Annotated in this window: 22 protein-coding genes, 1 tRNA gene and 2 rRNA genes; 20 read left to right on the top strand and 5 right to left on the bottom strand. The window is 50.6% G+C overall.

Translation table 11 applies throughout. From position 1 onward, the window contains the following. Positions 1 to 8: 8 nt before the first annotated feature. A complete protein-coding gene (gene csrD / locus C2U43_RS02815) occupies positions 9 to 1,949 on the bottom strand; it encodes an RNase E specificity factor CsrD (RefSeq protein ID WP_103284661.1) in 1,941 nt (646 codons plus the stop codon). Between the two features lie 225 nt (positions 1,950 to 2,174). On the opposite strand from csrD, the gene acuI reads away from it, so the two are divergent. From acuI to C2U43_RS02745, 13 genes are all read left to right on the top strand, one after another. After that, positions 2,175 to 3,149, top strand: coding sequence for an acrylyl-CoA reductase (NADPH) (gene acuI / locus C2U43_RS02810; protein ID WP_060683120.1), 975 nt, complete (start codon positions 2,175 to 2,177; stop codon positions 3,147 to 3,149). Between the two features lie 119 nt (positions 3,150 to 3,268). Further along, positions 3,269 to 4,273 carry a protein-methionine-sulfoxide reductase catalytic subunit MsrP gene (gene msrP / locus C2U43_RS02805; RefSeq protein ID WP_103284660.1) on the top strand — a complete coding sequence of 335 codons (1,005 nt, stop codon included), beginning with the start codon at positions 3,269 to 3,271 and terminating at the stop codon, positions 4,271 to 4,273. Further along, positions 4,274 to 4,873 carry a protein-methionine-sulfoxide reductase heme-binding subunit MsrQ gene (gene msrQ, locus C2U43_RS02800; protein WP_103284659.1) on the top strand — a complete coding sequence of 200 codons (600 nt, stop codon included), beginning with the start codon at positions 4,274 to 4,276 and terminating at the stop codon, positions 4,871 to 4,873. A gap of 392 nt (positions 4,874 to 5,265) precedes the next feature. Then, entirely contained in the window at positions 5,266 to 5,736 is a 471-nt protein-coding gene (gene accB / locus C2U43_RS02790; RefSeq protein ID WP_003025210.1) for an acetyl-CoA carboxylase biotin carboxyl carrier protein, read from the top strand. Between the two features lie 10 nt (positions 5,737 to 5,746). Next, entirely contained in the window at positions 5,747 to 7,096 is a 1,350-nt protein-coding gene (accC, locus tag C2U43_RS02785) for an acetyl-CoA carboxylase biotin carboxylase subunit (protein ID WP_003828838.1), read from the top strand. A gap of 107 nt (positions 7,097 to 7,203) precedes the next feature. Continuing rightward, positions 7,204 to 7,446, top strand: coding sequence for a YhdT family protein (locus C2U43_RS02780; RefSeq protein WP_003828839.1), 243 nt, complete (start codon positions 7,204 to 7,206; stop codon positions 7,444 to 7,446). Then, positions 7,436 to 8,887 (top strand): sodium/pantothenate symporter, encoded by a 1,452-nt coding sequence (gene panF / locus C2U43_RS02775; RefSeq protein ID WP_020996361.1) that lies wholly within the window; start codon positions 7,436 to 7,438, stop codon positions 8,885 to 8,887. Before C2U43_RS02780 ends, panF begins: the two co-directional genes overlap by 11 nt. A gap of 11 nt (positions 8,888 to 8,898) precedes the next feature. Then, on the top strand, positions 8,899 to 9,780 hold the full coding sequence (gene prmA, locus C2U43_RS02770) for a 50S ribosomal protein L11 methyltransferase (protein WP_003025221.1): 882 nt from the start codon (positions 8,899 to 8,901) through the stop codon (positions 9,778 to 9,780). A gap of 170 nt (positions 9,781 to 9,950) precedes the next feature. Then, the gene (locus tag C2U43_RS02765; RefSeq protein ID WP_225623070.1) at positions 9,951 to 10,685 is read left to right on the top strand and encodes a carbonic anhydrase; all 735 of its coding nucleotides are present in this window, start codon (positions 9,951 to 9,953) and stop codon (positions 10,683 to 10,685) included. 298 nt (positions 10,686 to 10,983) lie between these two features. Beyond that, positions 10,984 to 11,949, top strand: a complete 966-nt coding sequence (gene dusB, locus C2U43_RS02760) for a tRNA dihydrouridine synthase DusB (protein WP_008785970.1) — start codon at positions 10,984 to 10,986, stop codon at positions 11,947 to 11,949. Positions 11,950 to 11,974: 25 nt separating this feature from the next. Next, the gene (gene fis / locus C2U43_RS02755; protein WP_000462905.1) at positions 11,975 to 12,271 is read left to right on the top strand and encodes a DNA-binding transcriptional regulator Fis; all 297 of its coding nucleotides are present in this window, start codon (positions 11,975 to 11,977) and stop codon (positions 12,269 to 12,271) included. An 88-nt stretch (positions 12,272 to 12,359) separates the two neighbouring features. Then, complete coding sequence (gene yhdJ / locus C2U43_RS02750; RefSeq protein WP_103284658.1) at positions 12,360 to 13,244, top strand: adenine-specific DNA-methyltransferase; 885 nt, start codon at positions 12,360 to 12,362, stop codon at positions 13,242 to 13,244. A gap of 82 nt (positions 13,245 to 13,326) precedes the next feature. Continuing rightward, complete coding sequence (locus C2U43_RS02745; protein ID WP_003025279.1) at positions 13,327 to 13,491, top strand: DUF2556 family protein; 165 nt, start codon at positions 13,327 to 13,329, stop codon at positions 13,489 to 13,491. 46 nt (positions 13,492 to 13,537) lie between these two features. Here the strand turns inward: C2U43_RS02745 and envR are convergent, their stop codons facing one another. Further along, on the bottom strand, positions 13,538 to 14,194 hold the full coding sequence (envR, locus tag C2U43_RS02740) for an acrEF/envCD operon transcriptional regulator (RefSeq protein WP_103284657.1): 657 nt from the start codon (positions 14,192 to 14,194) through the stop codon (positions 13,538 to 13,540). Between the two features lie 413 nt (positions 14,195 to 14,607). Between envR and C2U43_RS02735 the strand changes: the two genes are divergently transcribed. From C2U43_RS02735 to C2U43_RS02705, 7 genes are all read left to right on the top strand, one after another. After that, positions 14,608 to 15,768: an efflux RND transporter periplasmic adaptor subunit gene (locus C2U43_RS02735; RefSeq protein ID WP_008785974.1), complete on the top strand. Its 1,161-nt coding sequence runs from the start codon at positions 14,608 to 14,610 to the stop codon at positions 15,766 to 15,768. Between the two features lie 11 nt (positions 15,769 to 15,779). Continuing rightward, positions 15,780 to 18,893, top strand: a complete 3,114-nt coding sequence (locus tag C2U43_RS02730; protein ID WP_008785975.1) for an efflux RND transporter permease subunit — start codon at positions 15,780 to 15,782, stop codon at positions 18,891 to 18,893. 270 nt (positions 18,894 to 19,163) lie between these two features. Next, positions 19,164 to 19,385, top strand: a complete 222-nt coding sequence (locus C2U43_RS02725; RefSeq protein WP_003025292.1) for a lipoprotein — start codon at positions 19,164 to 19,166, stop codon at positions 19,383 to 19,385. Positions 19,386 to 19,845: 460 nt separating this feature from the next. Continuing rightward, a complete protein-coding gene (locus C2U43_RS02720; protein ID WP_008785976.1) occupies positions 19,846 to 20,871 on the top strand; it encodes an amino acid ABC transporter substrate-binding protein in 1,026 nt (341 codons plus the stop codon). A 69-nt stretch (positions 20,872 to 20,940) separates the two neighbouring features. Beyond that, a complete protein-coding gene (locus tag C2U43_RS02715) occupies positions 20,941 to 22,122 on the top strand; it encodes an amino acid ABC transporter permease (protein WP_003844801.1) in 1,182 nt (393 codons plus the stop codon). A gap of 9 nt (positions 22,123 to 22,131) precedes the next feature. Then, on the top strand, positions 22,132 to 23,235 hold the full coding sequence (locus C2U43_RS02710) for an amino acid ABC transporter permease (RefSeq protein ID WP_063941628.1): 1,104 nt from the start codon (positions 22,132 to 22,134) through the stop codon (positions 23,233 to 23,235). A 7-nt stretch (positions 23,236 to 23,242) separates the two neighbouring features. Further along, positions 23,243 to 24,001 carry an amino acid ABC transporter ATP-binding protein gene (locus C2U43_RS02705; RefSeq protein ID WP_003025300.1) on the top strand — a complete coding sequence of 253 codons (759 nt, stop codon included), beginning with the start codon at positions 23,243 to 23,245 and terminating at the stop codon, positions 23,999 to 24,001. Between the two features lie 120 nt (positions 24,002 to 24,121). On the opposite strand, the gene rrf (C2U43_RS02695) is transcribed toward C2U43_RS02705, so the two are convergent. From rrf (C2U43_RS02695) to rrf (C2U43_RS02685), 3 genes are all read right to left on the bottom strand, one after another. Continuing rightward, positions 24,122 to 24,237 (bottom strand): 5S ribosomal RNA (rrf, locus tag C2U43_RS02695). Positions 24,238 to 24,275: 38 nt separating this feature from the next. After that, positions 24,276 to 24,351: transfer RNA gene (locus C2U43_RS02690), tRNA-Thr, on the bottom strand. 14 nt (positions 24,352 to 24,365) lie between these two features. Beyond that, positions 24,366 to 24,481 (bottom strand): 5S ribosomal RNA (gene rrf / locus C2U43_RS02685). Positions 24,482 to 24,491: the final 10 nt, after the last annotated feature.

Genomic DNA, 24,491 nt, shown 5'->3' with positions numbered 1-24,491 from the left:
ACGGCAGGTTAAACCGAGTATCTTTGCGAATATTTTTTCACGTTAGTGTCAAGTGGTTGTGATGCGGCAAAAAAATCCCCTTGCCCACCCGCAACTCCGCGTTCTGTCAGCGTATGCCACTCACTACGCGAACGTACGCCCGTGGCGTAAACCTGCGTGGGTGTTCCCGAACAGGCCTCCACCAGGCTTTGAACCAGAAGCTGATTTTCCGTTCGCTTAACAATGTTCCTCACCAGACTTGGATGAAGCTTCAATAACTCAACGTTAAGCTCTTTGATCCAACTGGTGCTCACCAGCGTTAACCCCGCCTGCGTAACGGCAATACGCACGCCCAGCGCATTCATCAATCTGATGACAGGCTGTAACCGGCTGATATGTTGACAGACATCTGCCTCAGCAAGTTCAATAATTATGCGTTTGCGTAATGATTTTTCGCACTGCATCAGCATATCACGCAGCCAGCGCTGAAAACGTGGACGAATAAGCGATTCAACCGTTGTCTGCATCGCCAGATTTTCCTGCGGCCAGTAGCCCAAAAGCAGGATCAGACGGCTTATCTGCAAACGGTCATATTCTTCTGCCAGACCAAATTGCAGGACCATCGGCATATATTCCGCCGAAATGACCTCTTCGTTGCCATCAAAAATACGGCACATCAACTCCCGATGGTGCACCCGGCCTTCACGCGTTACTGCAGGCTTTTGATAAATTCTCGGCCCGCCCCGGCTGAGCATCTGTTCGATCAGCGTTCGCCAGCGTACGTTGCCCCGACCTTTTTCCGGCAGCGAGTCATCATAGACCGACCAGCTATTTCCGCCCTGCAATACCGAATTCCGGGTGGCGGCTTCAGCATGATCCATCACTTGCTCCGGCGACTGACCGCTGCGGCAAACGCAAATGCCAATATGAACCATATCGGCACGATCGATCATTTTATTAGCCGGAAGTGCATCTACCGCTTTTAATAATTGCCCGGCGATGCTTTCCGCCTCTTTCAGCGTACGGTGCGGCAGCAGAATAGCAAAATCGCTACGGTGGTAGCGCGCCAGCAACGCGCCCGGATAGCGCGTCATAAAAGTCGACAACAAATTGATCAGCGTCGAGATTTGTTCTTCCGCGAGGGTGATTCCCCAGCTATCACGCAGCAGCGTAAAGTCCGGCAGGCGCACCATCATCACAACGCCATGCGAGCCTACTTTTTCCTGATCTTCCAGCAGCGTGGCCAGTTGGTTATCAAAGAACAAGCGGTTGCTTAGCCCGGTTTTTGTATCCTGCGCGACATAGGAACGAATCAGCGTATCCAGGCGGCTGCGTTGCTCGCGGGCATTTTGAATTTCAGTCAGCAGCATATCGAGCGCACTGCTGGTACGCGCAGGCCATTCATAGACCGTTCCCCGCACGTTCGGTCCACGTTCGCCGTTCAGAATACGTGTGGAACGAATCTCCAGCAGCTCCTGACCCGAAAGCTGACGCTGAAGCCAGCGCACAGACAAAAAGAGCATCAGAATAATGAAAGCAATGGCTATCGTGAGCGGCGCGGTGGTCAGTAGCGAATGGAAATAGTTACCCATCGGATCCTGATAAACCAGACGCAATGACATACCCGGATGCTTGACCAACGGTACGGTAATCTCGCGGTAGAGATTGTTTGTCCCTGCCGGTCGGTAGCTGCTGGTCCGGGAGTGGTCATACACCACGTTTTCGCCCTGCAACAGTTCGATGCGCACGATATCAACAGAAACCATCAGTTCATCGATTTGCGGGGTTAACGCAACGACATCTCTGGAGACCAGATGCGTATCAATCGCCGTCGCGACCGCATGAACGCGCGTGGTGAACTTATATTGAATAGCGTTGTAGAAACTCAGCGAACAGCCGATCAGAGTCACGAAGATCGTTAACCCAGTAAGCAGCGTGACAAAAGCTGAAAATTTCGTCGTTAATCGCATCCTTGTGTTAACTCCGACAGTTATGAAACAGGCCTGAAAGTGATAAATCGACTCTAAAATGCAAAACTGACCGCAAAATCCGCCAATTTATACAAACTGTGAGGGCATACTACCAAATCAGGTATATCTGGCAATTTATTGCGCAGAATCGGCATCATGTTTTGATTAGCGAGTATAGTCTTCATTATTAATTTTCCAATCCACTATACGAATTGAGGACAGGTTATGCAGGCTTTGATCTTAGAACAGCAGGACGGAAAAACCCTCGCATCCGTTCAACCCCTCGACGAAAATCAGCTACCGGAAGGCGATGTAACGGTGGATGTCCACTGGTCAAGCCTGAACTATAAAGACGCCCTGGCTATCACCGGCAAGGGAAAAATCATTCGTAATTTTCCGATGATTCCTGGTATCGATTTCGCTGGTACCGTGCGTGCAAGCGAAGATCCCCGTTTTCATGCGGGTCAGGAGGTTTTACTGACCGGTTGGGGCGTAGGTGAAAATCATTGGGGTGGACTGGCAGAACGCGCACGCGTGAAAGGCGACTGGCTGGTTGCGCTGCCAAAAGGGCTGGATGGACGTAAAGCCATGGTCATCGGTACCGCTGGCTTTACCGCCATGCTTTGCGTCATGGCGCTTGAAGATGCAGGAATTCGTCCGCAAGACGGTGAGATTGTCGTCACTGGTGCCAGCGGAGGCGTGGGCAGCACGGCCGTTGCGTTACTGCATAAGCTGGGTTATCAGGTTGCGGCGGTTTCGGGTCGTGAAAGCACCCACGACTACCTGAAAAGCCTGGGCGCTAATCGTGTTCTTGGCCGCGATGAATTTGCTGAATCTCGCCCGCTGGAAAAACAGCTGTGGGCTGGCGCGGTGGATACCGTTGGCGACAAAGTTCTGGCGAAAGTCCTCGCGCAGATGAACTACGGCGGCTGTGTTGCCGCCTGCGGTCTGGCGGGCGGTTTCGCTCTGCCAACCACGGTAATGCCATTCATTCTGCGTAACGTTCGTTTGCAAGGAGTGGACTCGGTGATGACCCCGCCGACACGCCGTGCAGAAGCCTGGGCGCGTCTGGTTAAGGATCTGCCGGAATCTTTCTATGCTCAGGCGGCAACGGAAATTACGCTGGCGGATGCGCCGAAGTTCGCCGATGCCATCATCAATAACCAGGTGCAAGGCCGTACGCTGGTGAAGGTGAAGTAACAGACCCTGGCGCAGAAATTTACACTTAATTAACGAAATTTCGCGGCACATCTACAGACTCCCTGCCATATTAACTACGCGTCCCCTGTCAGTTATGACGCGTAAGCCGGGAGTCTGTTATGAAGAAATTACGTCCATTTACAGAAGCCGACGTCACTGACGAGTCGGCTTTTTTTATGCAGCGTCGCCATGTGCTGAAAGCATTAGGGATCAGCGCAGCCGCGTTGTCTTTACCCCACTCTGCGCAGGCTGACCTTCTGAGTTGGTTTAAGGGTAATGACCGCCCGCCCGCGCCCGCGGGAAAGCCGCTTGATTTCAGCAAGCCCGCCGCCTGGCAAAATTCGCTTCCTTTAACCCCAGCGGATAAAGTTTCTGGCTACAACAACTTCTATGAATTCGGTCTCGACAAAGCGGATCCGGCAGCCAACGCGGGTAGCCTGAAAACCGATCCGTGGATATTAAAAATCAGTGGTGAGGTCGCCAAACCACTCACTCTCGATCACGATACCTTGACCACCCGTTTCCCGCTGGAGCAACGGATTTACCGCATGCGCTGCGTGGAAGCCTGGTCAATGGTCGTGCCGTGGATTGGCTTTCCGTTACATAAACTGTTGGCGCAGGTAGAACCCACCAGCAATGCGAAGTATGTCGCGTTCGAAACGCTGTACGCACCGGAAGAAATGCCAGGACAAAAAGATCGCTTTATTGGCGGCGGGCTGAAGTATCCCTATGTAGAAGGGTTGCGCCTGGATGAAGCGATGCACCCACTCACACTGCTTACCGTGGGGGTTTATGGTAAGGCCCTTCCGCCACAAAATGGCGCGCCCATTCGCTTAATTGTGCCGTGGAAATATGGATTTAAAGGCATTAAGTCGATCGTGAGTATCAAACTCACACGCGAACGCCCTCCGACAACCTGGAATCTGGCCGCGCCCAATGAATACGGGTTTTATGCCAACGTGAATCCGCATGTCGATCATCCCCGCTGGTCCCAGGCCACTGAGCGTTTTATTGGCGCTGGCGGTATTCTGGACGTACAGCGTCAGCCTACGCTGATGTTTAACGGCTATGCCGAAGAGGTTGCGTCACTGTATCGCGGACTCAATTTGCAGGAGAATTTTTAAGTGCGACTGACCGCAAAGTATATTACCGGGCTGAAAGTTTGCCTGCATCTTGCCGGTTTTTTGCCGTTTATCTGGCTATTTTGGGCGATAAATCACGGCGGCCTGAGCGCCGATCCGGTCAAAGATATCCAGCACTTTACCGGTAGGACAGCTCTGAAATTCTTGCTGGCGACCTTGCTGGTCTCTCCACTCGCGCGCTACGCTAAACAGCCATTATTGATACGCACACGTCGCCTGTTAGGGCTATGGTGTTTCGCCTGGGCAACACTGCATTTAACCAGCTACGCGTTACTGGAACTGGGCATTAATAATCTGGCGTTGTTAGGGCGGGAATTAATGACGCGACCTTATTTAACCTTGGGCATTGTCAGTTGGGTCATATTATTCGCCCTCACCTTAACGTCCACGCAGGCTGCACAGCGAAAGCTGGGTAAAAACTGGCAGTATTTGCACAACTTCGTCTATCTTGTGGCGATCCTGGCACCCATACATTATCTGTGGTCGGTAAAAATTATCTCCCCTCAACAGATTATTTATGCAGCGCTCGCTGCGGTGCTGTTAGCGTGCCGTTACAAGAAGTTTCGCCAGTGGTGGCGGTAGTTTCACGATATGTGCAGTGCGTTGCAAAACACGGACGATCCGATTTTCTTTACATGTTAACGGTTGATTATCTTCCCTGATAAGACCAGTATTTAGCTGCCAATTGCTACGAAATAGTTATAATGTGCGACTTTGCTATCCCCGGTAGCGTTTTTAAGGCGCTGAAAGGGTGACAATCGCATATTGAAGGTATATTTTGTCTTTTACCCGAAAATGGCAGAAGATAGCCGCACAATGACTAACAAGTCTGGCAATCTCACTTAATGGCAGCAGCACCCAGTGCAGCGCCTGAGATGCGTGGCATCTTGTCACTCACTGTTATAAAAATGCTATACAGACGGCGGTAAAACGCCTGTCACAATCTCACTAAACAAAGAGTACGGAACCCACTCATGGATATTCGTAAGATTAAAAAACTGATCGAGCTGGTTGAAGAATCAGGCATCTCCGAACTGGAAATTTCTGAAGGCGAAGAATCTGTACGCATCAGCCGTGCAGCGCCAGCTGCAAGTTTTCCGATGATGCAACAGGCTTATGCTGCACCAGTGATGCAGCAACCAGCTCTGTCTAACGCTGTCGCACAAACTGCCTCTCCAAGTATGGAAGCTCCGGCAGCAGCGGAAATCAGTGGTCACATCGTACGCTCCCCAATGGTTGGTACGTTCTACCGCACCCCGAGCCCGGATGCTAAAGCGTTCATCGAAATCGGACAGAAAGTGAATGCGGGCGATACCCTGTGCATCGTTGAAGCCATGAAAATGATGAACCAGATCGAAGCCGACAAATCCGGCGTAGTTAAAGCGATTCTGGTAGAAAGTGGTCAACCGGTAGAATTTGACGAGCCGCTGGTCGTCATCGAATAACGAGGCGAACATGTTGGATAAAATTGTTATCGCCAACCGCGGCGAGATTGCCCTGCGTATTCTTCGTGCCTGTAAAGAACTGGGCATCAAGACTGTCGCTGTGCATTCAAGTGCGGATCGCGATTTAAAACACGTATTGCTGGCGGATGAGACGGTCTGTATCGGCCCGGCTCCGTCCGTAAAAAGCTATCTGAACATCCCGGCTATCATCAGCGCCGCTGAAATCACCGGCGCGGTGGCAATTCACCCGGGCTATGGCTTCCTCTCTGAGAACGCCAACTTTGCTGAGCAGGTAGAGCGTTCTGGCTTTATCTTCATCGGCCCGAAAGCTGACACCATCCGCCTGATGGGCGACAAAGTGTCTGCAATCACCGCGATGAAGAAAGCGGGCGTACCGACAGTCCCAGGCTCTGACGGCCCGCTGGGCGATGACATGGACGCTAACCGCGCTCATGCTAAACGCATCGGCTACCCGGTTATCATCAAAGCCTCCGGCGGCGGCGGCGGTCGCGGTATGCGCGTCGTGCGCAGCGATGCCGAACTGGCACAATCCATCTCCATGACCAAAGCGGAAGCAAAAGCCGCTTTCAATAACGACATGGTCTACATGGAGAAATACCTGGAAAACCCACGCCACATTGAAATTCAGGTGCTGGCTGACGGTCAGGGTAACGCGATTTATCTGGCAGAACGTGACTGCTCCATGCAGCGTCGTCACCAGAAAGTTGTCGAAGAAGCACCAGCGCCGGGCATTACCCCGGAACTGCGTCGCTACATCGGCGAGCGTTGCGCCAAAGCGTGTGTTGATATCGGCTATCGCGGGGCGGGTACTTTCGAGTTCCTGTTCGAAAACGGCGAGTTCTACTTCATTGAGATGAACACCCGTATTCAGGTTGAACACCCGGTAACCGAAATGATCACCGGCGTTGATCTGATCAAAGAGCAACTGCGCATCGCAGCGGGTCAACCGCTGTCCATCAAGCAGGACGAAGTTGTGGTTAAAGGCCATGCGGTAGAATGCCGTATCAACGCCGAAGACCCGAACACCTTCCTGCCAAGCCCGGGTAAAATCACGCGTTTCCACGCGCCGGGTGGCTTTGGTGTGCGTTGGGAGTCTCATATTTACGCAGGCTACACCGTACCTCCATACTATGACTCAATGATCGGTAAGCTGATCTGCTATGGCGAAAACCGCGACGTCGCTATCGCCCGTATGAAAAACGCATTGCAGGAACTGATCATCGACGGTATCAAAACCAACGTTGACCTGCAGATCCGTATCATGAATGACGAGCACTTCCAGCACGGTGGAACCAATATCCACTACCTGGAGAAAAAACTCGGACTTCAGGAAAAGTAAGCGTGCGTTAACCGAAAAGGCCGGAAATTCCGGCCTTTTGTTTTTCTCCCCTCCCGCACGTGCCATAAGGTACAATCCCCGCTTTCTTTATCCACAAGGGACAAAAAATGGACGCTCGTTTTGTTCAGGCCCATAAAGAGGCGCGCTGGGCGCTGTGGCTAACCCTTTTATATCTGGTCACATGGTTAGTGGCCGCTTACTTACCAGATTCAACGCTGGGTTTTACCGGCTTACCGCACTGGTTCGAAATGGCCTGCCTGCTAACGCCGCTGGTTTTTATCGTGCTGTGCTGGGCGATGGTGAAGTTTATCTATCGCGACATTCCGTTGGAGGATGACGATGCAGCTTGAAGTTATTTTTCCGCTGGTCGCCTATCTTCTGGTGGTCTTCGGTCTCTCAGTTTATGCCATGCGCAAGAGATCGACCGGTACCTTCCTGAATGAATATTTCCTCGGCAGCCGCTCCATGGGCGGCGTCGTGTTAGCGATGACGCTAACGGCAACCTACATTAGCGCCAGCTCGTTTATTGGCGGTCCTGGTGCCGCTTACAAATACGGACTGGGATGGGTGCTGCTAGCGATGATCCAGTTGCCCGCCGTATGGCTCTCATTGGGGATTCTTGGTAAGAAATTCGCCATTCTGGCACGCCGTTATAATGCTGTTACCCTCAACGATATGCTATTTGCACGCTACCAGAGCCGCCTGCTGGTATGGCTGGCAAGCCTCAGCCTGTTGGTCGCGTTTGTCGGGGCAATGACCGTACAGTTTATTGGCGGCGCACGTTTGCTGGAAACCGCAGCGGGTATCCCCTACGAAACCGGCCTGCTGATTTTTGGCGTCAGCATCGCGTTATACACGGCGTTTGGCGGCTTTCGCGCCAGCGTACTGAACGATACCATGCAGGGCATGGTGATGCTGATTGGTACTATCGTTTTGCTGGTCGGCGTTGTTCATGCTGCCGGTGGCCTCAGCAATGCGGTGGTAACCCTGCAGACTATCGATCCTAAACTGGTTTCGCCGCAGGGCGCTGATGACATTTTGTCACCCACGTTTATGACCTCATTCTGGGTGCTGGTATGCTTTGGCGTGATTGGCCTGCCGCATACGGCGGTACGCTGTATCTCTTATAAAGACAGTAAAGCGGTACACCGCGGCATTATCATCGGCACCATCGTGGTGGCGATTCTGATGTTTGGTATGCATCTGGCGGGCGCTCTGGGACGGGCGGTAATCCCTGACCTGACGGTACCGGATCTGGTAATCCCTACGCTGATGGTCAAAGTCCTGCCGCCGGTCGCTGCCGGGATTTTCCTCGCCGCACCTATGGCCGCGATCATGTCGACGATCAATGCCCAATTGCTGCAAAGTTCCGCTACGATCATTAAGGATCTGTACCTGAACCTTCGCCCGGAACAGCTGGAAAACGAAACCCGGCTGAAACGCATGTCGGCAGTGATTACCCTGCTGTTGGGCGCGTTGCTGTTGCTGGCCGCCTGGAAACCGCCAGAGATGATTATCTGGCTGAATCTGCTGGCGTTTGGCGGGCTGGAAGCCGTCTTCCTGTGGCCGCTGGTGCTGGGCCTCTATTGGGAGCGGGCAAACGCGTCAGGCGCATTGAGCGCGATGATTGTCGGCGGCGTGCTTTATGCTCTACTCGCCACCTTTAACGTTCAGTTCCTGGGCTTCCACCCAATCGTGCCCTCGTTACTGATAAGCTTGCTGGCTTTCCTGATAGGCAACCGTTTCGGTTCCGCCGTCCCGCAAGCCGCCATATTGACTACTGATAAATAAAGAGTTTTGCCATGCCATGGATCCAACTGAAACTGAACACGACCGGTGCCAACGCTGAAGAGTTGAGCGATGCGCTGATGGAAGCGGGCTCCGTTTCCATTACTTTCCAGGATACGCATGATACGCCGGTATTTGAACCTCTGCCGGGCGAGACTCGCCTGTGGGGTGATACCGACGTTATCGGCTTGTTCGATGCAGAAACCGATATGAAAGAAGTAGTTGCTATCCTGGAACAGCATCCGCTGCTGGGTGAAGGCTTCGCGCATAAAATCGAACAGCTCGAAGACAAAGACTGGGAACGCGAATGGATGGATAACTTCCACCCGATGCGCTTTGGTGAACGTCTGTGGATTTGCCCAAGCTGGCGCGATGTCCCGGATGAGAATGCTGTCAACGTGATGCTGGACCCGGGTCTGGCGTTTGGTACAGGCACGCACCCCACTACCTCTCTGTGCCTGCAATGGCTGGACGGTCTTGATCTTAACGGTAAAACGGTTATCGACTTTGGCTGCGGCTCCGGCATTCTTGCCATTGCGGCACTGAAGCTGGGTGCGGCGAAAGCCATTGGCGTGGATATCGACCCGCAAGCGATTCAGGCCAGCCGTGATAACGCCCAGCGTAATGGTGTTTCTGAGCGTCTGGAGCTTTATCTGCCGAAAGACCAGCCAGAGGCGATGAAAGCCGACGTGGTGGTCGCCAACATCCTTGCTGGCCCATTACGTGAACTGGCTCCGTTAATCAGCGTACTGCCCGTTGAGGGCGGTTTGCTGGGGCTTTCTGGTATTCTTGCCAGCCAGGCGGAAAGCGTCTGTGAAGCCTATGCCGATCTCTTTACGCTCGATCCGGTTATCGAGAAAGAAGAGTGGTGTCGCATTACCGGCCAGAAAAAATAATCCCTTCCGGCGTGGTTATCTGACCACGCCATTTTCAGACAATTGACCAGCATACCGACACTTTCCTCAGCGATATAATAATCAATTGATTTTGTTATTTTTTATATTGATTCTCGTTGAGTAAACGTATGCGTTTCAACTGTTTTACAACAACTTTGCTGGCAGCATGCATGATGCCACTGACCACGCTGGCCGTACCATGGGGATATACCGAAGAAAACGGCCCCGCACGGTGGGGAGAAATCAGCAAAGCGTATGCAACGTGCCAGACAGGCATAAACCAATCCCCCATAGACATCCAGACCACCACAACCAGTAAACTCGGTCTCCCCGCGCTGAACATGCAGTACGTCGATGGCCCAACCAGATTTCGGAGCATTAACCATACGTTGCAGGCAACGATGAGTAGCTACGCATCTAATTCTATTGAAATTGATGAAACACTTTATTATTTAAAACAATTTGATTTTCATGCCCCGAGCGAACATACCCTCAACGGTAAAACCTATCCGCTGGAGCTGCAGCTGGTCCACAAAAATCAATCCGGAGACATCGCTATCGTGGCGGTTATGTTTGATATCGGCGAACCAAACCAGGCGATTCAAAATTTGTGGGAGTCCTTTCCAACCATGGAGGACAGCAGCATGGCCATCTTCTCGCCGGTCGATATCCACCAGCTTTTACCCGACAATAAAACCTACTGGCGCTACCGTGGTTCGTTAACAACGCCTCCCTGCACCGAAGGCGTCACCTGGACTGTCCTGAAAACGCCTGTTGCTCTTTCTGCCGAACAGATGGATAAATTCCACTACATTGTTGGGACGGCAAACAATCGCCCGCTGCAGCCGTTGAATGAACGCAAGATTACGGACAGCTATTCTGGGGATACCGAGATCCTGTACTAAAATGAGGTAGCGATCACACAATGACGAGGTAATTTGCTGATTAATTCAGCAGAATATCTTGTCAGTACCGTCTGCAGCTGAAGAAAAAATGAGAAGTTACGCAAAATTATATGTGTATATAAAATCGACACATTTTTATAATGCGATGATTTATATGATTAAATATTTTCATGCGTTCACATTTACGGCAATTCATTGATCCACCTCAGTGGATTGGTCAAAGTTTGGCCTTTCATCTCGTGCGAAAAATGCGTAATATACGCCGCCTTGCAGTCACAGTATGGTCATTTCTTAACTCATGCGCATCGGACAATACCAGCTCAGAAATCGCCTGATCGCAGCACCTATGGCTGGCATCACTGACAGACCATTCAGGACGCTGTGCTATGAGATGGGAGCAGGATTGACAGTATCCGAGATGATGTCTTCTAACCCGCAGGTTTGGGAAAGTGATAAGTCTCGTTTACGGATGGTGCACGTTGATGAGCCAGGAATTCGCACGGTGCAAATTGCCGGTAGCGACCCTGTTGAGATGGCCGATGCCGCACGTATTAACGTGGAAAGCGGCGCCCAGATTATTGATATCAATATGGGGTGTCCGGCTAAAAAAGTGAATCGCAAGCTCGCAGGTTCAGCCCTCTTGCAGTACCCGGATTTAGTGAAATCGATACTAACCGAGGTCGTCAATGCAGTGGACGTTCCTGTCACACTCAAGATTCGCACCGGCTGGGCTCCGGAACACCGTAACTGCGTAGAGATTGCCCAACTGGCTGAAGACTGTGGCATTCAGGCTCTGACCATTCATGGACGCACCCGCGCCTGTTTGTTCAATGGAGATGCTGAGTACGACAGTATTCGGGCAGTTAAGCAGAAAGTTTCCATTCCGATTATCGCGAATGGCGACATTACTGACCCGCATAAAGCCAGAGCTGTACTCGACTATACGGGGGCGGATGCCCTGATGATAGGACGTGCAGCTCAGGGAAGACCCTGGATCTTTCGGGAAATCCAGCATTATCTGGACACTGGGGAGCTGCTGCCCCCGCTGCCTCTGGCAGAGGTGAAGCGCTTGCTTTGTGCGCACATTCGGGAACTGCACGACTTTTATGGTCAGGCAAAAGGGTACCGAATTGCGCGTAAACACGTATCCTGGTATCTCCAGGAACACGCTCCGGATGACCAGTTTCGGCGCACATTCAACGCCATTGAAGATTCCAGCGAACAGCTGGCGGCGTTGGAGGCATACTTCGAAAATTTTGCGTAAACAGAAATAAAGAGCTGACAGAACTATGTTCGAACAACGCGTAAATTCTGACGTACTGACCGTTTCTACCGTTAACTCTCAGGACCAGGTAACTCAAAAGCCCCTGCGTGACTCGGTTAAACAGGCACTGAAGAACTATTTTGCTCAATTGAATGGTCAGGATGTGAATGATCTCTATGAGCTGGTACTGGCTGAAGTAGAACAGCCCCTGTTGGACATGGTGATGCAATACACCCGCGGTAACCAGACCCGTGCTGCCCTGATGATGGGCATCAACCGTGGTACGCTGCGTAAAAAACTGAAAAAATACGGCATGAACTGATACTAATCAGTTAAATGTTTGTTTTAAAAGGCGCTACTCGGCATGGGGAAGCGCCTTTTTTATTGACGTCACACGGGAGGCTTTGGCGATGAACGCGAGATGTGAACCTGTCTATTTTGGCGATGAATCAAAAAAGATAATCCTGGGCGATGCGCTAACTGAACTGAAAAAACTGCCGTCTGAAAGCGTCGAACTCATTTTTGCTGACCCTCCTTATAACATCGGGAAAGACTTTGACGGGATGGTTGAATCCTGGGACGAAGAGACCTTTCTGGCGTGGTTGTTTGAGTGCATCGACGAGTGCCATCGCATCCTCAAACCACACGGCACCATGTACATCATGAACAGTACGGAGAACATGCCGTACATCGACCTCAAATGCCGCCCGCTTTTTACCATCAAGAGTCGTATCGTGTGGTCATACGATAGCTCAGGGGTACAGGCCAAAAATTACTTTGGTTCGATGTATGAACCGATCCTGATGATGGTAAAAGATCAGAAAAACTACACATTTAATCGTGACGATATTCTGGTTGAAGCCAAAACTGGCGCTAAACGCGCGCTAATAGACTACAGAAAAAACCCGCCGCAGCCCTACAATCAGAAAAAAGTGCCGGGCAATGTCTGGGAGTTCCCACGCGTACGCTATCTGATGGACGAATACGAAAACCACCCCACCCAGAAACCCAAAGCCCTCCTGGAGCGTATAATTCTGGCGTCCTCGAACCCAGATGACAAGGTACTGGATCCGTTTGCCGGCAGCTTCACCACCGGAGCTACCGCCGTGGAATTGGGTCGCAAGTTTGTCGGGATTGAGATCAATACTGAATACGTAAAAATGGGACTCAGAAGACTGAGTATCGGTTCTCATTTTTCAGAAATTGAGCTTGCCAAGGTGAAAAAACGTAAGACAAAAAACCTGTCTAAAAAGAGTCGATTGACGGCAAGGAGTGGCGATCTTTCAACAAAGTAAAGGCATTGTAAGTCTGCTTTTCAGCTTAAAAATTTCGTGTATATTCCCTGCACACTTGGGCATGAATACACAGGGTTTAGGAATGATTCGCAAGTATTGGTGGCTGGTTGTTTTTGCGGTCTTCGTTTTTCTTTTTGATGCGCTGCTCATCCAATGGATAGAGCTGATGACAACAGAGCACGACAAGTGCCGGAATATGAACTCAGTGAATCCCCTTAAGCTGGTCAACTGCGTCGACCTCGAATAGCACCTCAGATAACACTTCGACAGCCGTCAGCCTCTGGCGGTAAAAACTATCCGACCTGGTTTTCACTCTGCATTAATTGCATGACGCTACCGTCTGGGCTTAACATTTTTAGTACATTATCAACTAATACTGGAGCTTGCCCATATAGATCATAACTCACTGGATTCATTAACCAGTTTTTTATAATTCCGCTAAAACTACCGTGCAGAATAATGATGATGACATCTAAATCAAGAGTGGTGGCAATCAAATTGTCATCGACACACTTTTGTAGGGAATCACGAATGCTTTGATGACTGATACCTATTTTATCGCGAATAGCCTGCTCAGATATCATATCGTTATGAAATTCACACTTATGATATAAAATCTGCATTAATGCCTGCTGACGAGGGTTCTCTGCAATATATTGTAACCCCACCACAAACTTTTCTCGCAATCGCTGTAAAGGGTTATCACCCCAACGACCAATTAACTTGTCCTGAATAAGATCGCGTAAAGGTGGTTGTTGTAACCATAGCTCATTAAACAGTTGAGTTTTATTTTCGAAATGCCAATAGAGTGCGCCACGCGTCACGCTGGCGGCATCCGCAATGTCGTTTAGCGTCGTATTGCTTACGCCACGTGCGGCAAACTGTACAATTGCCGTTTCTATCAGGTGCAGCCGCGTTTTGAGGGCATCAGCTTTCGTTTTTCTGGCCATGGTTCCGACTGTCTGAGGTAGAGTAGAGAATGATTAACTTTCTTATCTAATATTTGCGATACGGAACAAATGTATCACTTAGCATTTATTTAAACGAGTTCTAAAAAATATTATTACGGACTTTGCACACGAATAAACAAAACGAATACCAACAAACAATATATTCACAAACCAAATGCTTATTTCAATTTGTGTTTATGCGAATCATAGTATTGCTATTAACACCACAATGAAACAGCTGTCGATTAATCTTTTTTTGCTTTTACGTGCCGTGTATCGTGCCTATAAATAAGTATTGCTTACATCGCAAGCTAATAATTTGTAGGATAGCCAACTATTATTTTTCTTGTGCACGTTATCGCCCCCTGCGTTACCCGGTTAATAACGAGCGTTCGGTTTTTTAAGGAATAGAAATGACGAAAAATGCCAGGTTTTCACTCCTGCCCTCATTCATCATCGTCTCCGCTGCATTACTCGCCGGTTGTAACGATCAGGGAGAAACACAAGCTCATCCCGCAGAACCGCAGGTGACTGTCCATGTCGTCGAAAAGGCTCCTTTAGCCGTAACGACCGAATTACCCGGGCGCACAACGGCATTCCGAATTGCAGAAGTTCGTCCCCAGGTCAGCGGGATAGTGCTTAAACGGAATTTCACTGAGGGAAGCGATATTGAAGCCGGGCAGTCACTTTATCAGATCGATCCCGCGACTTATCAGGCTGACTATGACAGCGCCAAAGGTGAACTGGCGAAGAGTGAAGCGGCTGCTGCAATCGCGCATTTAACGGTAAAACGCTATGTGCCGTTGGTTGGCACCAAGTACATCAGCCAGCAAGAGTACGATCAGGCAATTGCTGATGCTCGTCAGGCCGATGCCTCCGTGATCGCGGCAAAAGCGGCGGTCGAAAGCGCGCGTATCAATCTGGCCTACACCAAAGTGACATCGCCAATTAGCGGACGCATCGGTAAATCTAACGTCACCGAAGGTGCATTAGTCACGAATGGCCAGGCTACAGAGCTTGCTACCGTTCAACAGCTCGATCCCATTTACGTCGACGTGACACAGTCCAGTAACGACTTTATGCGCCTCAAACAGTCCGTTGAACAAGGGAGTCTGCATAAAGACAGCGCCAGCAGTACTGTCGAACTGGTGATGGAAAATGGTCAGTCATACCCGCTAAAAGGCTCTTTGCAGTTTTCTGATGTGACGGTTGATGAAAGCACCGGCTCAATCACCCTCAGAGCCGTGTTCCCTAACCCGCAGCACACGCTGTTGCCGGGCATGTTTGTGCGTGCACGCATTGATGAAGGCGTCCAGCCGAATGCCATTCTCGTTCCGCAGCAGGGGGTAACGCGTACGCCTCGCGGCGATGCCACCGTAATGGTCGTTAACGACAAGAGTCAGGTTGAGTCTCGCGCAGTCGTTGCCGCACAAGCTATTGGTGACAAGTGGCTCATCAGCGAAGGCCTGCAACCGGGTGACAAAGTTATCGTGAGCGGCTTACAGAAAGCACGTCCAGGCGTTCAGGTTAAAGCAACCGCCGATACCGAAACCCCTGCCACGAAAGCCCAATAAGGTAACCGGACATGGCTAACTTTTTTATCAGGCGTCCTATCTTTGCCTGGGTATTGGCTATCATTCTGATGATGGCGGGTGCTCTGGCAATCATGCAACTGCCCGTGGCACAGTACCCAACCATTGCGCCTCCTGCGGTCGCCATTTCTGCCACCTACCCTGGTGCAGATGCACAGACGGTTCAGGATACAGTCACACAGGTTATCGAACAGAATATGAATGGTATCGATAACCTGATGTATATGTCCTCCACCAGCGACTCGGCCGGGAGTGTGACTATTACACTGACTTTCCAGTCCGGTACCGATCCCGATATCGCGCAAGTGCAGGTGCAAAATAAACTGCAGCTCGCCACTCCGCTACTGCCGCAAGAAGTTCAGCAGCAAGGGATCAGCGTCGAGAAATCCAGCAGCAGCTTTTTGATGGTTGCGGGTTTTGTTTCTGACAACCCACAAACCACACAGGATGACATTTCCGATTACGTCGCCTCGAACGTTAAAGACTCAATCAGCCGTCTGAATGGCGTGGGTGACGTGCAGCTGTTTGGTGCACAGTACGCCATGCGCATCTGGCTGGATGCAAACTTATTGAACAAATATCAGCTCACGCCGGTTGATGTGATCAATCAGTTGAAGGTACAGAACGATCAGATTGCCGCAGGTCAGTTAGGGGGGACGCCTGCATTACCTAACCAGCAGCTTAACGCTTCTATCATTGCGCAAACGCGACTGAAAGACCCTGAAGAGTTCGGCAAAGTGACTTTACGCGTGAACAGCGATGGTTCGGTTGTTCACCTGAAAGACGTCGCGCGTATCGAGTTAGGCGGGGAAAACTACAACGTCGTGGCGCGTATTAACGGTAAGCCTGCATCCGGCCTTGGGATCAAGCTGGCAACTGGGGCAAACGCGCTGGATACCGCGAACGCTATTAAAGCCAAGCTGGTTGAACTGCAACCATTCTTCCCGCAGGGAATGAAGGTGGTCTACCCGTACGACACGACGCCATTTGTGACCATCTCCATTCATGAAGTGGTAAAAACACTGTTTGAAGCGATCGTGCTGGTGTTCCTGGTCATGTATTTGTTCCTGCAAAACATCCGGGCAACGCTCATTCCGACCATCGCCGTACCTGTCGTATTGTTGGGCACATTTGCCGTGCTTGCTGCGTTTGGCTACTCAATAAACACCCTGACGATGTTCGGCATGGTGCTCGCCATCGGTCTATTGGTCGATGATGCGATAGTGGTGGTGGAAAACGTGGAACGCGTGATGATGGAGGATCATCTGCCGCCCAAAGAGGCGACGGAAAAATCCATGTCACAAATACAGGGAGCGCTGGTTGGTATTGCCATGGTGCTGTCTGCGGTATTTATCCCGATGGCCTTCTTTGGCGGTTCAACCGGGGCTATCTATCGGCAGTTTTCCATCACCATCGTTTCCGCCATGGCGCTTTCAGTACTGGTCGCGCTGATCCTGACTCCCGCACTTTGTGCAACGTTGCTGAAGCCGGTATCAGCTGAACATCACGAGAAAAGAAGCGGTTTCTTTGGCTGGTTCAACGCCAAATTCGATCACAGCGTCAATCATTACACCAATAGCGTCAGCGGTATTGTGCGTAAAACTGGGCGTTACCTGGTCGTCTACCTGATAATCGTCATCGGGATGGCGGTGCTGTTTATGCGCCTGCCAACCTCCTTCCTGCCAGAGGAAGATCAGGGCGTCTTCCTGACGATGATTCAACTTCCTGCAGGCGCCACGCAAGAACGCACCCAGAAGGTGCTGGATCAGGTCACCCACTACTACCTGAACAATGAAAAAGCCAACGTTGAAAGCGTCTTTACGGTTAACGGCTTTAGCTTCAGCGGCCAGGGGCAAAACTCAGGGATGGCGTTCGTCAGCCTCAAGCCCTGGGAAGAACGTAGCGGTAACGAAAATAACGTTGAATCAATTATCGCCCGCGCTACCCGAGCGTTTAGTCAGATTCGTGATGGTCTGGTGTTCCCTTTCAACATGCCAGCCATCGTTGAACTGGGTACCGCAACGGGCTTCGACTTCGAGCTGATTGACCAGGGCGGGTTGGGGCATGCTGCGCTAACCCAGGCACGTAACCAACTGCTGGGCATGGTTGCCAAACACCCTGACCTGCTGGTTCGTGTGCGTCCAAACGGGCTCGAGGATACCGCACAGTTCAAACTGGATGTCGATCAGGAGAAAGCGCAAGCGCTTGGTGTCTCACTGTCTGATATCAACGAAACCATCTCAGCTGCGCTGGGCGGCTATTACGTCAATGACTTCATTGACCGTGGCCGCGTGAAAAAAGTGTACGTACAAGCCGATGCCAAGTTCCGTATGTTACCGGAGGACATCAATAATCTGTATGTCCGTAGCGCCAATGGCGAAATGGTTCCGTTCTCCACGTTCAGTTCCGCACACTGGATCTACGGCTCACCGCGCCTGGAGCGCTATAACGGTATGCCTTCTATGGAACTGCTGGGAGAAGCAGCGCCTGGCAGAAGTACCGGTGAAGCAATGGCGCTGATGGAAAGCCTGGCGGAAAAACTGCCAAACGGTATTGGTCATGACTGGACGGGGATGTCCTATCAGGAAAGGCTGTCGGGTAACCAGGCACCTGCGCTGTATGCCATCTCGCTAATCGTTGTCTTCCTTTGCCTTGCCGCATTGTATGAAAGCTGGTCTATTCCTTTCTCGGTGATGCTGGTTGTACCGCTCGGTGTTGTGGGCGCATTGTTAGCAGCATCACTGCGTGGGATGAATAACGATGTGTATTTCCAGGTTGGCTTACTAACCACAATCGGCCTCTCGGCTAAGAACGCCATCCTGATCGTCGAGTTTGCCAAAGACCTGATGGATAAAGAAGGCAAGGGGTTGATTGAAGCGACGCTGGAGGCATCGCGCATGCGTCTTCGTCCTATCCTGATGACATCCCTGGCCTTTATTCTGGGGGTTATGCCTCTGGTTATCAGTCACGGTGCAGGTAGTGGTGCGCAGAATGCGGTCGGTACCGGTGTTATGGGAGGAATGCTGACCGCAACATTGTTGGCTATCTTCTTCGTCCCCGTCTTCTTTGTTGTCGTAAGACGGCGTTTTAGTCGGCACAACGATTAATTTGTAAAATAAAGGCGTCTACGGACGCCTTTTTCACCTACGATGCTCCTCTTTATTTATTAGTAAGATAGCCATTTATTTCATTTAAACTATCCCTCTAAACTCGCCTGCAGCCTTTCTTTTTATCCATTATTTTTACAATCCACATGAATTGAGATTATTCCTCATGTCAGTCCTTTTTTAAGAAGTGGTAAAATAATCGCCGAGTTCGCAGATGGCTTAGCGTTTGTCTTTGCTTAATTAGCGAAACGCTTATTTTGAGGTAACACCATGAAAAGATTAATATCCGTTGCACTGCTTACCGCATTCCTGGCTGGCTGTGCACACGATTCTCCTTGCGTACCTGTATACGACGATCAGGGACGCCTGGTTCATACCAATACCTGTATGAAAGGCACCACCCAGGATAACTGGGAAACAGCCGGAGCCATCGCCGGTGGTGCTGCAGCCGTTGCCGGACTGACGCTTGGGATTGTCGCCCTGACCAAATAAATCATCTTAAAAGCGCGGTTATTACCGCGCTTTTAGCAATAAGCATAAAATCTACATATAAGACAAAACGTTGCTTAATAGAACCTGACATGTAATAAAATTATTATAGATTTCACTCACACATCCGCGATTTGAAATTAGCATTTTTTCTGTTTTTCGTAACACCACATTTTCTTTTCATTATTCTCACGTCATTAATATTAACGCCAGAAATCGTTATCACGCGTCCTGTCTGATTTTTAAATTTTTTGCGCCGAAATGTGGCTTACGTTTCAATTTTGCACCACTTCAGGGCGCTGCATTTATTTTTTCCTGTCTACACTCTGCATATTGCGTCGAATAATCAGGCGCAAAAAACTGGCACTACCTTTGCTTAAAAGAGTATGGCCAAAGCCACAGACAGGTAAAAGACGTTTTCAGAACGTTTCCATAACAATAATTCCTCCACACAGGATGCTCTATGAAAAAGATGATAATCGCCAGCCTGGCTGCGGCCGGTGTGCTGCTTGCTGTTGCAAATCAGGCACATGCCGGCGCAACACTTGATGCCGTAAAGAAAAAAGGGTTTGTGCAATGTGGGATCAGCGACGGCTTGCCTGGCTTTTCTTACGCCGATGCAAGCGGCAAGTTCTCGGGTATTGATGTTGATGTATGTCGTGGCGTTGCCTCCGCCGTATTTGGCGATGATAGCAAAGTAAAATATACCCCGCTCACCGCCAAGGAACGCTTTACCGCATTACAGTCTGGTGAAGTCGACATGCTCTCTCGTAATACCACGTGGACCTCTTCTCGTGATGCCGGTATGGGCATGTCCTTCACTGGTGTAACGTATTACGACGGCATTGGTTTTCTTACCCACAATAAAGCAGGCCTGAAGAGCGCTAAAGAGCTGGATGGTGCAACGGTCTGTATTCAGGCGGGAACCGATACCGAACTAAACGTGGCCGACTACTTTAAAGCCAACAAGATGAAGTACACCCCCGTCACCTTTGACCGTTCGGATGAATCAGCCAAAGCTCTGGAATCTGGACGTTGCGATACGCTGGCTTCCGACCAGTCTCAGCTGTATGCCCTACGCATCAAGCTGAGCAATCCTGCGGAATGGATCGTCCTGCCAGAAGTTATTTCTAAAGAACCTCTGGGACCTGTCGTACGTCGTGGGGACGATGAGTGGTTCTCCATTGTTCGCTGGACGCTGTTCGCCATGCTAAATGCGGAAGAAATGGGTGTTAACTCGAAAAACGTCGATGAAAAAGCGGCTAATCCAGCAACACCGGATATGGCACACCTGTTGGGTAAAGAAGGGGATTATGGCAAGGATCTGAAGCTTGATAACAAATGGGCCTACAACATTATCAAGCAAGTTGGTAACTATTCGGAGATCTTTGAACGTAACGTTGGATCGGAAAGTCCGCTGAAGATCAAACGTGGACAGAACAACCTCTGGAATAACGGTGGCATTCAGTATGCGCCACCGGTGCGCTAATGCGTAGTGATGTAACGGGCGCCGCAACTGCGGCGCTCAGCCCAGAGTCATAGTTACTGAGGTTTTCTTATGTTCCATCGCCGCTCAACCGTAAAAGGATCGTTATCCTTTTCTAACCCTGCGGTCCGCGCCTGGTTATTTCAAATACTCGCCGTCATTGCGGTTATCAGCATTGCGGTCTATCTCATTCATAACACGATAAATAACCTGAACAATAGCGGTATTACCTCGGGGTTTTCTTTTCTCGATCGCAGCGCAGGATTTGGCATTGTCCAGCATCTGATCGATTACGAGCAAGGCGATACGTATGGTCGTGTCTTTGTGGTCGGCCTGCTCAATACTCTGTTAGTTTCAGCACTGTGCATTGTTTTCGCATCAATTCTCGGTTTCTTTCTCGGACTAGCACGCCTGTCAGATAACTGGTTATTGCGAAAGCTCTCGACGATCTACATCGAAACGTTCCGCAATATACCGCCGCTGCTGCAGATCTTCTTCTGGTATTTCGCCGTATTACGTAATCTGCCCGGCCCACGCCAGGCCGTTAACGCGCTGGATTTGATGTTCCTGAGTAACCGGGGGCTCTATATTCCGGCCCCGCAAATGGGAGAAGGTTTTTTTGCCTTTTGCACCGCTGTCGTTATCGCTATCGTCGTCACCATCGGATTATTTCGCTTCAACAGAATGCATCAGACCAAAACCGGTCAGCTACGTCGGACCTGGCCCACAGCTCTGGCGTTGATCGTACTTTTACCGGTGATTTCACAGTGGATGTTTGGCGCTGCGCTTCACTGGGATATTCCCGCGCTCCGTGGTTTTAACTTCCGTGGCGGTATGGTGCTTATTCCTGAACTGGCGGCATTGACTCTGGCGCTTTCGGTATATACCTCGGCATTTATTGCAGAAATTATTCGGGCGGGCATTCAGGCCGTTCCTTACGGCCAACATGAAGCCGCACGCTCGCTGGGTCTGCCAAATCCGGTGACGCTACGCCAGGTAATCATCCCGCAGGCGCTACGCGTCATCATTCCCCCACTGACCAGCCAGTACCTGAATATCGTCAAGAACTCTTCTCTTGCGGCCGCCATTGGTTATCCGGACATGGTTTCACTGTTTGCCGGCACGGTACTCAATCAAACAGGGCAAGCCATTGAAACGATCGCCATCACCATGTCGGTATACCTGATCATCAGTCTGAGTATTTCTTTGCTGATGAATATTTATAACCGCCGTATTGCACTGATTGAGCGCTAAGGAGCCATGATGACAAAAGCACTGCTGTCTCACCCCTCGCGCCAGCGCAGCAATCCGGCAAGCCGCAGTCTACTCTGGGTGCGTAAAAACCTGTTCTCCAGTTGGTCAAATAGCCTGCTCACCCTGCTATGCGTATGGCTGATTTGGTCATTTCTTCCACCACTGTTGAACTGGGTATTCTTTCAGGCCAACTGGGTCGGTTCTACCCGGGCAGACTGTACCAAAGCCGGAGCCTGCTGGGTGTTCATCCATGAACGCTTCGGACAATTCATGTATGGGCTTTATCCACACGATCAGCGTTGGCGCGTAAATCTGGCCCTGATAATTGGTCTGGTTTCTATTGTTCCGATGTTCTGGAAAACCATTCCCCACCGAGGCCGTTATATCGCCATCTGGGCAGTCATATATCCGATTGTCGTCTGGTGGCTGATGTACGGTGGTTTTTTCGGGCTTGAACGCGTAGAAACCCGGCAGTGGGGTGGATTAACACTGACGCTTATTATTGCATCCGTGGGGATTGCAGGCGCGCTTCCATGGGGTATTTTACTGGCGTTGGGACGTCGTTCCCATATGCCAGTCGTGCGGGTTTTATCCGTCATTTTCATTGAGTTCTGGCGCGGTGTACCGTTGATTACCGTTCTGTTTATGTCCTCGGTCATGCTTCCTCTGTTTATGTCCGAAGGAACCAGTATCGACAAGCTTATCCGGGCGCTGGTCGGCGTTATTCTTTTCCAGTCGGCCTATGTCGCAGAAGTGGTTCGCGGAGGGTTACAGGCCCTACCGAAAGGTCAGTATGAGGCCGCGGAATCACTGGCGCTAGGGTACTGGAAAACTCAGGGGCTGGTCATTCTTCCGCAAGCCCTCAAGCTGGTTATCCCGGGTCTGGTTAACACGATTATCGCCCTGTTCAAGGATACCAGCCTGGTCATCATCATCGGTCTGTTTGATCTCTTCAGTAGCGTGCAGCAGGCAACTGTGGACCCTGCGTGGCTGGGTATGTCGACAGAAGGATATGTTTTCGCTGCACTGATTTACTGGATCTTCTGTTTCAGTATGTCGCGTTACAGCCAGCATCTGGAAAAACGTTTTAACACCGGGCGTACACCGCACTGAGGAATTTATGAGCCAATTATTAATGCCGTCTACCGACGCGATGATTACGCTGGAAAACGTCAACAAATGGTACGGACAGTTTCATGTCCTGAAAAACATCAACCTGAAGGTAAAACAGGGAGAGCGCATCGTATTATGCGGGCCTTCCGGTTCGGGTAAATCGACAACTATCCGCTGTATTAACCATCTGGAAGAACATCAGCAAGGACGCATTGTAGTGGATGGGATTGAGCTCAATGAAGACATCCGCAATATTGAGCGCGTCCGACAAGAAGTTGGCATGGTCTTTCAGCACTTTAATCTCTTTCCTCATTTAACTGTCTTGCAAAACTGCACGCTGGCGCCTATCTGGGTGCAAAAGATGCCGAAAAAAGAGGCTGAAGTACTGGCAATGCACTACCTTGAGCGGGTCCGCATTGCCGAACATGCACATAAATATCCCGGGCAAATCTCTGGTGGACAACAACAGCGCGTGGCCATTGCACGCTCGCTGTGTATGAAACCCAAAATCATGTTATTTGATGAACCCACATCAGCGTTGGATCCTGAAATGGTAAAAGAAGTGCTGGATACCATGATAGGTCTGGCGCAATCGGGCATGACCATGCTATGTGTAACCCATGAAATGGGCTTTGCCCGCACAGTAGCTGACCGGGTGATCTTTATGGATCTTGGCGAGATTGTGGAACAGGCACCACCGGATGAGTTTTTTGCTCACCCCAAATCGGAACGCACTCGCGCGTTTTTATCGCAGGTTATTCATTAAATATATATATGCCGGATACAGTTCCGGTGGATTTGTCCTCCTCAGGAGAGCGCTCGCCGACAAACAACAGATAAAACAAAAGGCCCAGTCTTTCGACTGAGCCTTTCGCTTTTATTTGATGTCTGGCAGTTCCCTACTCTCGCATGGGGAGACCCCACACTACCATCGGCGCTACGGCGTTTCACTTCTGAGTTCGGCATGGGGTCAGGTGGGACCACCGCGCTACAGCCGCCAGACAAATTCTTTTCTAAGTGCCGAACTTTAACCGAAAAACTGGTGCTGATACCCAGAGTCGAACTGGGGACCTCACCCTTACCAAGGGTGCGCTCTACCAACTGAGCCATATCAGCACACTAAATTTGATGCCTGGCAGTTCCCTACTCTCGCATGGGGAGACCCCACACTACCATCGGCGCTACGGCGTTTCACTTCTGAGTTCGGCATGGGGTCAGGTGGGACCACCGCGCTACAGCCGCCAGGCAAATTCTGT

Origin of the sequence: Citrobacter freundii complex sp. CFNIH9, assembly GCF_002903305.1 — a bacterium.
Classification (GTDB): domain Bacteria; phylum Pseudomonadota; class Gammaproteobacteria; order Enterobacterales; family Enterobacteriaceae; genus Citrobacter; species Citrobacter portucalensis.
This window is presented reverse-complemented; position numbering and strand designations above follow the sequence as displayed.